General features: G+C 64.1%; 8 protein-coding genes and 1 pseudogene. 6 read left to right on the top strand and 3 right to left on the bottom strand.

Annotated features, from left to right (window positions below):
• The first annotated feature begins 48 nt into the window (after positions 1-48).
• Both LJ657_RS44860 and LJ657_RS44855 read left to right on the top strand, forming a co-directional pair.
• Positions 49-2,745, top strand: coding sequence for a type I restriction-modification system subunit M (locus LJ657_RS44860; protein ID WP_232655494.1), 2,697 nt, complete (start codon positions 49-51; stop codon positions 2,743-2,745).
• Positions 2,735-3,949, top strand: coding sequence for a restriction endonuclease subunit S (locus LJ657_RS44855; RefSeq protein ID WP_232655493.1), 1,215 nt, complete (start codon positions 2,735-2,737; stop codon positions 3,947-3,949). Before LJ657_RS44860 ends, LJ657_RS44855 begins: the two co-directional genes overlap by 11 nt.
• A 76-nt stretch (positions 3,950-4,025) precedes the next feature.
• On the opposite strand, the gene LJ657_RS44850 is transcribed toward LJ657_RS44855, so the two are convergent.
• Complete coding sequence (locus LJ657_RS44850) at positions 4,026-6,023, bottom strand: AIPR family protein (protein ID WP_232655492.1); 1,998 nt, start codon at positions 6,021-6,023, stop codon at positions 4,026-4,028.
• A 695-nt stretch (positions 6,024-6,718) separates the two neighbouring features.
• On the opposite strand from LJ657_RS44850, the gene LJ657_RS44840 reads away from it, so the two are divergent.
• The 3 genes and pseudogenes from LJ657_RS44840 to LJ657_RS44830 all read left to right on the top strand — a co-directional run.
• Positions 6,719-10,402, top strand: coding sequence for a type I restriction endonuclease subunit R (locus LJ657_RS44840; RefSeq protein ID WP_232655538.1), 3,684 nt, complete (start codon positions 6,719-6,721; stop codon positions 10,400-10,402).
• 14 nt (positions 10,403-10,416) lie between these two features.
• On the top strand, positions 10,417-11,271 hold the full coding sequence (locus tag LJ657_RS44835; RefSeq protein ID WP_232655491.1) for a M48 family metallopeptidase: 855 nt from the start codon (positions 10,417-10,419) through the stop codon (positions 11,269-11,271).
• A pseudogene (locus tag LJ657_RS44830) lies at positions 11,208-11,999 on the top strand (MFS transporter); the annotation flags it as partial. The gene LJ657_RS44835 and the pseudogene LJ657_RS44830, both read left to right, overlap by 64 nt.
• A 47-nt stretch (positions 12,000-12,046) precedes the next feature.
• Here LJ657_RS44830 and LJ657_RS44825 read toward each other — a convergent pair.
• Positions 12,047-12,319: a DUF397 domain-containing protein gene (locus tag LJ657_RS44825; RefSeq protein WP_232655490.1), complete on the bottom strand. Its 273-nt coding sequence runs from the start codon at positions 12,317-12,319 to the stop codon at positions 12,047-12,049.
• Positions 12,316-13,191: a helix-turn-helix domain-containing protein gene (locus LJ657_RS44820; protein ID WP_232655489.1), complete on the bottom strand. Its 876-nt coding sequence runs from the start codon at positions 13,189-13,191 to the stop codon at positions 12,316-12,318. The genes LJ657_RS44825 and LJ657_RS44820 overlap by 4 nt, the downstream gene beginning before the upstream one ends.
• 154 nt (positions 13,192-13,345) lie before the next feature.
• On the opposite strand from LJ657_RS44820, the gene LJ657_RS44815 reads away from it, so the two are divergent.
• Entirely contained in the window at positions 13,346-13,933 is a 588-nt protein-coding gene (locus LJ657_RS44815; RefSeq protein ID WP_232655488.1) for an ATP-binding protein, read from the top strand.
• Positions 13,934-14,048 lie beyond the last annotated feature (115 nt).

The raw sequence follows: 14,048 nt of genomic DNA, 5'->3' as shown, positions 1-14,048 counted from the left end.
GCTTCAGGCCGTACCCAGACCCGCACAAGAGCACAGGGAGCCGTTTCCGTGGCCAAGCTCACGCTCGCGCAGCTCGAACGCCACCTCTTCGCGGCGGCGGACATTCTGCGCGGCACGATGGACGCCGCCGAATACAAGGACTACATCTTCGTCCTGCTCTTCCTGAAGCGGGTCAACGACGAGTTCGAGGCCACGCGCGACCTGATCATCACGGAGGAAGTGGCCAAGGGAAGGTCCCAGGCCGAGGCCGAGGCGGAAGCCGAGAACGTCGACAAGTACGTCGTACGACGCGTCCTCTATGTCCCGAAGAAAGCGCGCTGGGACGTGCTGATGGGTGCCACCGACGATGTCGCCACGCGATTCCTGCTGCCTGCGCTCGATGCGCTTGAGGCTCAGGAGGGCAACGAGGATCTCGAGAACCTTTTCAGCCACATCAACTTCAACCGGATCGGCGGCGGATCTGGAAGCGGTTCGGCCGCCGCACGACTTGCCGACCAGCGGCTAGAGGCTTTGATCCAGCATTTCGGCACCCTGCGGCTGCGCGGCGAGGACTTCGAGTTCCCGGACATGATCGGCGCGGCGTACGAATACCTGATCAAGGAGTTCGCCGACTCGGCCGGCAGCAAGGGCGGCGAGTTCTACACCCCACGTGCGGTGGTGCGCATGATGGTGGAGCTTGCCCGGCCAAGCGCTCCCCTGCGCGTCTACGACCCGTGCGTCGGTTCCGGCGGCATGCTCATCCATGCCAAGGAGTACATCGACGAGCACGGCGGAAACTCGGAGAACCTGTTCCTGGCAGGGCAGGACGCCAACAGCGGCTCCTGGGTCATGGCCACCATGAACATGCTCTTCCACGGTGCCCACAACTTCGAACTGCACACCGGCGACACCCTCAGCAATCCGCTGCACGTCGAGCGCAACTTCGACCTGGTCCTGAGCAATCCACCCTTCTCCATGGACTACAACAAGTCGGCCATCAACGACGTCGAGGACCGTATGCCGTACGGGCAGACGTCCGAGCGCGGCAAGGCGGACCTGATGTTCCTCCAGCACATGCTGGCGATGGTGAAGGACGCGGGCGGATCGGTCTTCACGGTCATGCCGCACGGTGTCCTGTTCCGCGGAAGCACGGAGAAGGAGATCCGCGCGAAGCTGGTCGAGGACGACCTGATCGAGGCGGTCATCGGCCTCGCCCCGAACCTCTTCTACGGGACGGGCATCCCGGCCTGCGTACTGGTGCTGCGCTCCGGAGGCGAGAAGCTCGGCGACCGACGTGGCAAGGTGCTCTTCATCAACGCGGACCGTGAGTTCCACGCCGAGCGCGCGCAGAATGTGCTGCTACCTGAGCATGTGGAGAAGATCGTCTCGACGTTCCATGCGACAGAGCACGCAACGAAGGTTGACGATGTGGGGGCCGACTTCGCTCGGCTGGTCGACCGCGATGAGATCCGCAACAAGGACTACAACCTCAACATCCGCCGGTACGTGGACAACACACCGCCGCCGGAGCCGCAGGACGTGCGGGCACATCTGCGGGGCGGAGTGCCGGTCGCGGAGGTCGAAGCGCGGCGGGACCTGCTCGACGCGTACGGAATCGGGATCGACGACCTGTTCGCAAGGCGAGACGGGGATGAGGCTTACGTCGCCTTCCTGCCTGTGGAGGCGGGTCGCCCCGACGCAAACAGGCTCGTCGAGTTGGCGGCACCCCGGGAAGCGGAGCTGCGAGCGGCGTTCGATGAGTGGTGGGGTGCCGAGTCCGAGGCGATCGCGGATTTGGCACCGCCTGAGGACGGCGAGGATGATCGCACCGAGAGCGAGCGCAGGCGCCAACTCGCTCGTCTGCGCGCCAGCTTGATCGACACGTTCACCACTCGGCTCGGCAAGGTGGGTCTCCTGGACCGGTACGCGCTGGCCGGCGCGGTCGCCGGCTGGTGGCACGAGGCCAAGTACGAGTTGATGGCCCTCGCTGGGAACGGCTTTGTTGGCGTCGTAGACGGCTGGGTGGAGACGGTCGAGACGATGCTCGAACCGGACCGGGATCCGCGCACGGGCGGTACGCGGAAGCGGTCAGGGGCGGAGCGGCGGCAAGCTTACGACCACAAGGTGGTCGCCGCCATCGCTCCCGGTTTCCTGCGGAGGCTGGCTGAGGCGGACGCGCTGAAGGCGGAGCTGGACGGGAAGTGGAAGGCGGCGCAGGAGGCGGACACGGCTGCTTCGGCGGCGGGCCTTGCCGACGACTCCGACGAGCCCGACGCCGAATCCACAGCCCAGCAACCTCTCACCGCCGAGGAATTGGCCAAGCTGAAGCGTGACCGCGCGAAGGCGAATGCCGCGGTGAAGAAACTGGAGGACGACTTCTGGCCACTGGATTCTGCGCGGAAGGTGAAGCAGTCGAAGCCAAAGACGTCAGGGCGGACTTCGGCCGCGCAGGGTGAGGGGCAGCAGACTCTGCTCGACGTCGGAGTGGACGCATCGTCTGAGCGACCGGCCGAATCCGGTCTATACCAAGCATGTGATGCCCTCAAGAAGGCGCACAAGGAGCGAGACACCGTACTGGGCATTCTGCGGGACGACCTTGCGGCCAAGCTGGAGGCGCACGTAGTCCGGAGGCGGCGGGAGCTGGTTTCGGCGTATGGAACTTGGGAGGGCAAGTACGCAGTGTCTTTGCATGACGTTGAGGCGCGGCGAACTGCGACGGCAGCGAAGCTTGAAGGTTTCCTGAAGGAGCTCGGCTATGGGGCGTGAGGCCGAAATCCGCTGGGTGCCGGTGGGAGAGCTGGGCGAGGTCCGCATGGGGAAGCAGCTCTCGCCGGCCAGCCGCAACTCAGGGACTCAACTGCCCTACCTCCGCGTCGCGAATGTCTACGAAGGACGAATCACGTATGCCGATGTGAAGTACATGGGATTCTCTGCCTCGGAACAGGTCACTTACGCATTGCGCCCCGGGGACATCCTGCTGAATGAGGGGCAGGAAAACCTGGGGATGGTCGGCCGAAGCGCCATCTACGAAGGCGCCCCTGACACATACTACTTCCAGAACACACTGATTCGTTTTCGCCCTGGGCCGGAAATCCTACCCCAGTATGCTCAGGCGGTCTTCGTGAACTGGCGCCGCCAGGGTGTCTTCGCAAATATTGCAGAGAAAACAAGCATCTCTCACTTGGGTGGGAGCCGGTTTGCCGCACTTCAATTCCCAGTGCTACCACTCACAGACCAGCAGCGGATCGTCAACATCCTAACTGCCGAGTCAGACCTGGAACGCTCTGTCGAGGAATCCATCGCAAAGAATCGACACATTCGCCTGGGCATCTTGCTCGCAGCTATGAAGCCGATCACCCAGACATCGAGTCCCACAGGATGGGCCCGCATTCCACTCAAGGAAATTGTTCCATTCGCTGAATACGGCATCTCGGAAGCACTGGTTAACGACCCCGGCGGCATGCCCGTCTTGCGCATGAATAACATCAACGAAGGCCAGCCTGACATCGCCGACCTCCGCTACTCCCCTGTCACCGTCCCCGAACGACTACAACTTCGCCACCGTGACGTCCTATTCAATCGAACGAACAGTATCGAGCATGTCGGTAAAGCCGCTCTCTGGGGCGGAGAGCTACCGAAGGCAACATTCGCCTCCTACCTGGTTCGCCTGAACCCGGACAAGAACCGACTCCTGCCCGAGTATCTAGTCGAGTGGCTTCAGCATCCGCTCATCCGCCAGCGCGTAAAGGCCATTTCAACCGTCGCTGTCCAGCAGGTCAACGTTAATCCAACCCGCCTGCGCGAGCTGGAGATCGACCTACCCGTCTCATTGGGTGAACAGGCCCGGATCGTGCAAGCGCTCGCGGCCTGCGACGAACAGATCCGTCACGAACAGGCCGAGCTAGCGAAGCTCCGGCAGCTCGCCCTGGGACTGGCAGACAACCTGCTAGTTGATAAAGTCCAGACGTGATGCTGCACCAGCAAATGTCGCCCCACTGAGACGTTTTCTGGCGATCGCCCCTCATCTAACTAACAGGTCTCAGTGACTATTCTTGATCGCCCAGTTCACCTCGAATCCTATCTGCGATATCAACCAGGGATCCCTGTTCCGGAACGAACCAGCGGCGCGTACCCTGGACGGCTTTAGGGCCACTTTTCTGGGCATTTTCGAACATAACTTGAACAAGCTTGCTCGGCGAGTACCTCTTCCCATCCCATTGCCAGAGCAGTGGAGAGTTCTTACTCTCCACCCATGTGGCGCGAGACCTGCGCGAATCCGCAGCAACCCACGCCGCCAGCGCTTTCCGCTCCGGCCCAGTCACCGGACGGAATTCGAGCAGTGTTCCCTCCTCCAGGATCCCCGCGTCCACGATGACATGGACCGCATTAGCCTGCCTGGCACGCTTCTCACGCTCTGCTGCACGATATTCGTCGGCTAGATCTGGAGCCATGCGGCCAGACTTAAGCCCCTGCAAAGCAAGGGCCGCAATTTGCGTGTACCGCTCGGCGAGCCTAAAAATCCCGCCTATCTGCACGGTTCCAGCAACCCCAGAATCGATGTGCCGCATTACCCATCGAAGAGAGCTATCAACACATGCGGGAATTTTGTCAACAATCTCATCCCAATCTTCATCAACGCGAGTAGCCCAACCTTCATTCACCTGAAAAACAAGATGAGAGATCAGGAATTCTCCTCGCTCGCCCAGTTGGGCCCCCTTTCCCTCTCTATCACTCTGAGTTTCATCCAAAACTCGCTTAATCTCACGAACTACCTGAACTGCACGCCACACCTTGGTCGCACTCGCGTTCCGAAATATCGGAAAGTACGTGTCATCGTTCCAGAGTCTCCGCTCTCCGGACTCAACACGAAATGACATTTCCGCATCATCATTGCAGCAGGCCATAGCAACTGCTGCCTCCAGCATGCTGCAGCCTTCATCGCGTGCCGGCGCCGCCTCTCCGCGCTTCGTCACATATCTCTTACCAACGGTGACATCAAAATCGAGCCGGAGCCGCTCCTGAATTTTATCTTGAGCCCTGAAGTCCTGAGGAGCCATGCCGTTCTGCGTGTTGGTCGACATCGTTACCTGTTGGCCGAAATTCCGGGGCGCGTCCTCCAGCGAAATTATCCGCACGCCAATCCGAGCTCTAGCCACGGCGGCGGGATCCTGGCTATAAGCCTCATGGATTGAGGCCACCGTCTGCGCGCCATTCACGACACTGGCTCCGATTAGTTCGAGATGCCCCCTTACACCTGCATCCAGACGGTCACAGAGAACAGTAATTCCGTTGTGAAAGTACCAGAAATTTTCCGGATTACGCAGAAGCGTCTCTACGAGATCCGAGTTCACCCTCGTCAACCCGAGAGGGTAGCGAACATTGCGCTTGAAGAGGCGGTGGCGCTCATCCGCATACCATTGCGCAATCTGGTCCGCCGAAACATTTCCATAATAAGCCAGGTATGGCTCACCTTCATAACGTGGATCAGCCATGCGGACCTTCAGATTAATCTGCGGATCCTCAAGCCCAGAGCGGATCGATGCGACGAAGTCAGACAGTAGAAGCGGCTGAATTTTCATATTTTCTTCGCCGTGCTCTTTTTGCAGATCAAGGAATTCCAGCCGAACCCTCGGGGAAATCTTCTGCTCTCCAGCAAGGGCAGGTACCAGTATGATCTGAGACCGAGCATTATCGAGCGCTCGATTAATATCGGGCACCATAGCCTGAAGTTTTCCATTAAAGCGCTCATACTGCCCTTTCACCAGCTTGTCCAAGCCGTCTTTGAGGGCGCGAAATGCATCGCTATCGAATGTGGCATTTCCCTTGCTGCTCCATTTGGCTTGCACAAGCCAAAGACGCGGAAATTCACCATCCGTGTCGACGGCCACAGCATCGATTCCTTCGTCATCGAATCCATCAATGACACAGAGGGATGAGTGCTCCAGATCCAGCCCGGTGAGCTCATGGACCGCTAGTGCGGCGAGGCCGCGGCTAAGGAAGGCTTGCCGACGTATCTCCTCAGGCCTTCCATCCAGGTCCGACATGTCCAGAAATTTACTGAACTTGCTAGTTAGGGTCGATGCGAGCCGCCGTACCTGGAGATCTTTCACTTCATGCCCTTCTAGAAGTAGCGCCGCGCGTACACAATGGCCATCTCAGCAGCACGGATGGCGAATGGCCAACGGGACCGGTTGCCTGCTGAAGGGTTTCAGGGATCCGCCGTAGAGTAGGAGGCCGCGCCCCCTGGCTGGCCACTCATGGCATCGACATCGGCACACGCCGGGGATCCACGGTGTGGGGGTGGCTGCGGAATGAGCCATCCGACCGCACCACCACCCGCCTCCTCGCCTACGACAACGAGGGCGGCTACCTGTCCCGGCTTGCCAACAACATTGAGTCCGTTCAGCTCGACATGGGAAGTGAACTGCTGGGCCATGCGGAGGGGTTGCTTGACGACCCCAAGGCCGGCCCGGGTGAGCTCCGGAACCTGTCCGCCCTGCTGACCGAGGCCCTGCGCGTCGCCGAGAGTCGCGGGGCTCGGCTGCCTGTACCTGACGGCGGCTCAAAGGCCCCAGACACAGCCCCTCCAGCAAGGAGCCGCACTCCACGCCTTTGGCGTGATCACGCACATCCCCCGCTCTCCCTGCCGCACAATGGACCGATAGGCAACCGGGGAGGCCGACCGAGCGGCCGTCATCACACAGCGCGTCGGCTCCTTGAAGGCGAGGAGGGGTGCGGAGTGGCGGTGCGGGGCGGGGCGCGCAGTGAGATTGAGCGGGACGAGGTGGAAACCCCGTTCATCCGGCAGCTGGAGTCCCTGGGCTGGACCCACGTCACCGGCAAGGACCTCGCCGATGGCAAGGAGCGCGACTACACCGACGTACTCCTGAAGAACCGTCTCACCAAGGCTATCCGACGGGTCAATCGGCTTCACGACAGCAATGCCGAGTGGATCGACACCGAAGACCAGGACGGGCACGCGACCCGGGCCATAGCCACGCTGGAGAGCGTATCCATCGGCCCGCAGGGACGAAATCTCCACGATGCCAACTTCCAGGCCACCGACCTCCTGCTGCACGGTGCGCCTCCGATGCGCGGGCACGCCGTCCACCACAAGGGCCACGACGTCATCGTCCAGTACATCGACTGGGAGATCGAGAACGAAGAGCAGATCAAGGAGCGAAACGACTTTCTCGTTGTCTCGCAATTGAGGGTGCGCACCCCCGCCGGATACGAGGAGATCCCCGACCTCGTCCTCTTCGTGAACGGAATCCCTGTCGCCGTCGTCGAGTGCAAGAGCCCGGATCTCCAGGATCCGGTCGGGCTCGCGATCCGGGACCTGCGTGCGTACACCGGAAACCCCGTCGAGTGCGACGCCGACGAGCGTGATCCGCGCGAGAGGCCCCGCGGAATCCCCGCGCTCTTCAAGACCGTCCAGCTGCTGATCGCCGCCGCGGGCACCACCGCCCAGCTCGGCACGATCACCTCCCGGCTGCGCGACTTCGCCCCGTGGCGCAGCGTCGAGCCCGACTACAAGAACACAGACGAGCTCAGAGACGCCCTACGGCAGGTCGACGTCACGCCCAAACTGTTGGAGGCAGGCGAGGAGCCGACCGAGCAGCAACAGCTCGTCGCCGCCGTCCTCAAGCCCGTCAACCTACTCAACATCCTGCGGCACTACGTCTTCGCCATGCCCCTCAAGGAGAAGAAGCGGCAGCCGGGAAAGAGCGGCGGGAGGAAGCAGACTGCAGACGCTTCCCACGGCGCCCCGAAGACCAAGGCCGTCTGCCGGCACCAGCAGTACCGTGCCGTCGAGAAAATCGTCCACCGGCTGCGCAACCGGCGTACCAGGCTGGACCCGGGTGCCACCGAGGACGAACGTGGCGGTGTCATCTGGCATACCCAGGGTTCCGGCAAGAGCCTGACGATGGCTTTCCTCGCCCGGCGGCTGCACATGAGCCGCGACGAGGCGCTGAACACGTACACCCTTCTCGTGGTCACCGACCGCACTCAGCTGCAGGACCAGCTCGACGCGGCCATCAGGAGGGGCGGCCGTTCCATCAAGACCGCCGAGCGGCAGGCTGACATCGAGGGCATGCTACGGGTCGGCGGGCGGCATGTCGTCTTCGCCATGATCCAGAAGTTCGGCGTTGCCGGGTTCACGAGCACGGGCGGAGGCGGCGACGACCGGTCGCTCGCCGACGAGTACAAGGCCGTACGGCAACGGATCGCAGCGGGCGTGGAATCCGCCGAGGCCACCGATCCCGTACCGGACACCGAACCGCTCCGGTTTCCTCGGTGTACCGAGTCCACCAAAGTCCTCGTCCTCATCGACGAGGCGCACCGCTCCCACACGTCCATGCTCCATACCTGCCTTCGCCAGGCCGCACCGAACGCGGCCCGGATCGGCTTCACCGGAACCCCGATCATGGAAGGCAAGCTCCGGGACACCGAGCGGATCTTCGGCCCCTTCATCGACAAGTACATGATGGCGGAGGCCGAGCACGACAAGGTCGTCGTTCCCATCCGCTATGAAGGGCGCACCGGTCCCGCCGACGTACGCCAAGGCGAGGACCTCGACGCCAAGTTCGAGAACCTCATCGCCGACCGCACCGAGGAACAACGCAAGGTCCTCAGGAAGAAGTACAGCCAGCTCACCGAGCGTGATGTCGCCGAGTCCGTGACGATGATCCGGGCGAAGGCCGACGACATGCTGCGGCACTATGTCGCGCACGTGCTATCGGGCGGTTTCAAGGCTCAGGTGGCCGTGGTCAGCCGCCGTGCCACCGTGGAGTACCGGCACGCCTTGCGGGACGTACGGGCCGAACTCCTGGAGGAAGTCGCCGAGTTCGCGCCGCAGGGCCGGCTTCCCGAGCGGCTTCGCGGAGCCGAGCCCAGGGACTTCGCGGAGAAGGACCGGGTTCTGTACTGGGCCTGGAGGTTCCAGGAGATCATCCGGCGTATGGAGTTCGTGCCGGTGATCTCCGCCGGCGGTGAGCGGAAGAACGGCCTCTGGCGGGAGTGGACCGAGGAGAACCAGCAGAAGCAGCACATCGAGCGCTTTCTCGAAGACCTGCCGCAGCTTCCCAGGGACAACCCGTGGGGCGTGACCTACACGCCGCAGCCGATCCTGCCGCGCATGGGAATGATCGCCAAGCAGCCGTGGAGCGCCCCTGCTCCTGTGCAAACGTCCAGCATCCCGGAGGAGGCGCCGGTCACCTTCCTCATCGTCAAGTCGATGCTGCTGACCGGCTTCGACGCGCCAGGTGAGCAGGTGCTGTACCTGGACCGGCCCATCCGGGACGCGGAGCTGCTCCAGGCCATCGCCCGCGTCAACCGCCCAGCATCGGGCAAGGAGGGCGGCACGGTCGTCGACTATTACGGCGTACTAGCCCCGCTCAGCGACGCCTTGTCCGGTTACGGCAAGGAGGCTCCCGCCGTGCGCGCGAGCCTGCGGGATGTCGAGTCCGCCGTCGCGGATACCGGGGAGGCCGCCAAGAAGGTGCAGGCTTTCCTCGCCGACAAGAACATCAGCGGGAACGACCTCGACACGCGCGGCGGCCGGGCGCGCGCCATGCTCGCCCTGTGCCACGAGGATGACCGGGCTCTGTTCGACAAGGAGCTCGGGGAGTTTCTGGGCACGCTGGAGCGAGTGCTGCCGCACGAGGACGCACTGGGCTTCCTTCGCGACGCGAAGCGCTGGGCCCTGCTCCAGCAGCGCGTGCGCCGCCACTACCGGGACGCGCCGGGCGGGCTCTTCAGCCTGCGCGGATACGGCCGCAAGGTGCGGGCGCTGATCGCCGAGCATCTGGAGGCGCCCGAGATCATCCAGGTCATCCCGCCTGTGTCGATCCTCTCCGAGGCCTTCGACGATGCCGTCCAGTCCATCGAAGATCCCCGGGAAGCCGCCGCGGAGATGGAACACGCCCTGCGCTACCACCTGGAGGAGCGCGTTCGCAGGGAGGACGAGGCGAAGTACAAACAGCTGTCCAAGGCACTCAAGGAAGTGCTGGAGAACATGGACGCCCGATGGCAGATCGACCAGCTGGCTGGTCTGATCACCCAGGTGCGCCAGGAACAGGACGACGACCCGCTCCTGTCCGGGGCGACTCTGATGGAACGCCGTCTGCACGGCTGGCTGAAAAGCGGTATCGACAGCCGTACGGCCATCAGGCCGCCGGAACCTGCCAAGCTGCGCGCTCTGTCGGCTAGTGTGTACGAAGTGGTACGTGAACAGGTCCGCAGTGTCGGTTACCGGGCCCAGGGCAAGCATGTGACCCGGCTGACCGCCCACGTGACCGAGCGGCTGCGTGCCGATGGCCTGGAGGCCGAGTCGGGCGGCACCGATGAGGTGCGTGCAGTAGCCCGACACATCGTGAACCACGTACAGGAGCACGTTCAGGAGTTTCGGGAAGAGCGGTAGGCACAATTGTTAACGTGCCACCCTCATCCTCGCCGCTCCCGTCGCCAGGGGATCCGGTCGCCGGAAACCTCTCCGACGGCCAGCTCTTGCACGTCGGAGAGCTGCAACTGCACATCCGCGTCAGTGGCCGCCGCACTCGGCTCGGCCTGACTGTCGAGCGGGACGGGTCCGTCATCCTACGCACGCCGCCGGACTGCGACGAAGAGCGTGCACGAGCGTTCGTGCGGGCCCACGAGGACTGGATCGCGGACAAAGCCCGGCTGCGCGACCGCTTCCGGCCAGCCCACGCCTCGGTCGACCTGATCGACGGCACCGTGTTCCGCTACCTGGGGCGCGATTGTCGCCTGCTGTTGGTGGACGCGGACGCCGAACCAGTTCGACTGCAGGCCGGACGTCTACGGTTGGATCGAGCCTTCGCCTCAGATCAGGCTGCTGGGCGCAAGGCTCTAGTCGATTGGTACCAGCAGACCGGAGCGGCCTGGTCCCTAGGCAGGCTTCAGCCGTGGGCAGCCCGCATGGACGTGACTGAGCCGCGAGTGGAGGTACGGGACTTGGGTCTCCGATGGGGGGCGTACATCCCTGACAGCGGCAGAGGAGTCTCTACTGGGCGCATGGCGCTGCACTGGGCGGTCTTCCAGCTTCCGATACGCCTCGTGGACTATGTGATCGCCCATGAACTGGCGCACATCCGGATCCCGGGCCATGGTGCCGACTACTGGCGACTGCTACGCAGAGCCATCCCAGAGTGCCAGCGTCTCAAGGTCGAGCTGGATGAGATGGGGCGCCGAGTCTGGCTCGGCGACGGTTCGCCGTCTCCTCCATGGTCGCCGGGTTCATCGCCGAGTTCAGCTATCGCGCCGGGTTTCTGATCGAGGCCGGGATGACCGCCGTCTGTGCGGTCGTCGTCTTTCTGAAGCTGCCCGAGTCACGGCCGGCTGTCGCCGTCTCCCAGGGGGCGCGGGAGGACGTCGTCGGTCTCGGTGCCGTCCTCCGCGACAAGCGGTACATGGGGGTCGTCGGGCTGTCGTTCCTGGTCGCCCTCGTCTTTCAGCAGGGGTCCGTCGGATTGCCCGTCGCCATGGGCCAGGCCGGATTCACGCCCGCCGACTACGGCATGGCCATCGCCGTCAACGGCGTTCTGATCGTCGCGCTGCAGATCCCCGTCACCCGGTTCATCGAGCGTCGGGATCCCCGGCGGCTGCTCGTCGTCTCGTCCCTGCTGGCCGGGTACGGCCTCGGACTCACCGCCTTCGCCGGGTCGGTCGGCGTCTTCGCTCTCACCGTGTGCGTGTGGACTCTGGGCGAGATGGTCAACGCGCCCACGCAGACGGGACTGGTCGTTCGGCTGTCGCCCGTGCACGGGCGGGGGCGCTACCAGGGCGTGTACACCTTGTCCTGGTCCCTCGCCGCGCTTGTCGCTCCGCTGATGTCCGGGGTGGTGATCGACCGGTTCGGGGCGGAGTGGTTGTGGGGGGTGTGCGCGGTCGTCGGCACGGTTGCCGCCGTGGGGTACGGCGCTCTTATGCGGCGGATTCCGACGACGGCGGGGGCGGCTACGGTGCCGGTCGCCGCCGGGGCGGAGGTCGCGGCGGGGTGAGGGTGCGGCGGGGTGAGGGTGCGGTGCCTGCCGCCTGGGCAGGGTGGTCAGGCTTCGGAGGCGTACGTTACGAAGTCTGACCATGCCTGGGGGGCCAGGGCGAGCTGGGGGCCTGCGGTGTGCTTGGAGTCGCGGACGTGGATTGCGCCGGGGGTGGTGGCCACCTCGACGCAGGAGTCACCCTCGCTGCTACTGCTGTAGCTGCTCTTGGACCAGCCCAGCGCGACTTCGACGCAGGAGTTGCCATCGGTGCCGCTGCTGTAGCTGCTCTTGAACCACACCAGTTCGGAGGCGTCCCCGGCAGCGGTCTTGCGGATCATGTTTCTCCCAGCAGTTGCTCGATGAAGGCCAGCGACTCTCGGGGCGGGAGAGCCTGAGCCCGGATGGTGCCATACCGCAGATCAAGGATGCGGAGCTGTTTTGGATCGGTGATGGGGCGGCCGTTGAAGGCGCTGTCCGAGCGCCCCACCGCTGTGCCGTCCGGGAACTTGAGCAACTCGATCTTGCCATCCAGGCCCGGGTGGGCATCGCTGTTCGTCGGCATGACCTGAAGCGTGACGCTTCGCAACCTCCCTACCTCCAGCAGATGTTCGAGCTGCTGTCGCCACACCATTGTGCCCCCGACCTGTCGGCGTACCACTGCTTCTTCCAGCACGAAGTGGATGGACGGGGCAGGGTCACGCTCGAAGACCGACTGCCGGGACAGACGTGCAGTCACCATGCGTTCCACGTCGTCTTGGGAGTACGGCGGCTGCGCTGCCTCGAACAGGGCCCTCGCATGGTCTGGCGTCTGCAACAGCCCATGGACGCTGTTGCACTCATACACGCCGATCTCGGCCGCCTTCTCCTCCAGCTTCCCCAGCTCCCGCACCTTCTTCGGGTACCGGACCTTCTTCACGTCCTCCCACGTAGCCGAGATGAGCCCGCCCGCCCCCAGCACCTCGTCCGCCGTGTCCAAATACTGCTGGCGCGGAATCCGCTTCCCCGCCTCGATCTTGTAGACCATGTCGTCGCCGTACCCGACCGCCGCCCCGAACTCGGGTACCCGCATCCCCACCGCCTCCCGCCGCAGCCTCAACTGCCGCCCCACGGTGGCGATGACGGCCACACCCCACTCGTCGTCCGGGTCCACCTCCCAACCCGGCTCATCCGCCTCGGTCCTGAGCCGTACCGCCTCGCCATCCACCGACATCCCGCACCCCTCCGTCGCACGACCGTGCCGCGACGCCCCTACCCGTACGCACTGTCCCGACAGCTTGGACACGCCTGGACAAGCCCTGGACAGTCGCTCTACGCAACCGCGTCGTCACTGTTCACAGTAGGCAGACGCCGCCACGCTGAGTGACGTGAATCAAGAAACCGCCGCCTCCATCCGCAACTTCAGCGTCCTCCTCTCCCCGACGCCCCGCGGAGCCCGCCTCGCCCGCCTCCTGGCCACCGAGCAACTCCGCTCCTGGGGGCTCCCGTTGGACCCGGCGGCGCACATCGTGGCGGAGTTGGCGGCAAATGCGGCGACCCACGGCCGCGTACCGGGACGCGACTTCCGGCTCACTCTCTACGTGGTCGGCGGCACCCTTCGTATCGAGGTCACCGACACGCGCGGTGACCGGCCGCCGTGCGCCCAACTCCCCGCTCCCGACGCCGAGTCCGGCCGGGGGCTCGTCCTCGTCGACGCGCTGGCCGACCGCTGGGGCGCCGCACCGGGACCGTATCCGCGCAAGACCGTCTGGGCCGAAGTCGCCCTCCCGGAACCGGCATCGGTACCGGAACCCGGCCGCCCGTGCTGCGGTGCGACGGGCGGTCTTTTCCAAGGCTCACCCTCGCGAGTGAACATCGCCAACTCAGCTGGATTTCGGGCTGGTTGCCTGCCCTACAGTCGGCGCAACACAACCGCACACATGCAACGGCCCCCGCCGGGACGGCAATCCCAATGAGCGACTCTGTCGGGAATCTTGAGGACGGCAGTTAACGATCGTGATGTTGCGTCAGGCTCGTTGGAACGTCCCGCCCTCGTTCCCCAGGAGCCCGATGTGTCCCTCCAACCTCACT

The sequence above is a fragment of the Streptomyces guryensis genome (assembly GCF_021261325.1).
Taxonomy (GTDB): Bacteria; Actinomycetota; Actinomycetes; order Streptomycetales; family Streptomycetaceae; genus Streptomyces; species Streptomyces guryensis.
This window is presented reverse-complemented; position numbering and strand designations above follow the sequence as displayed.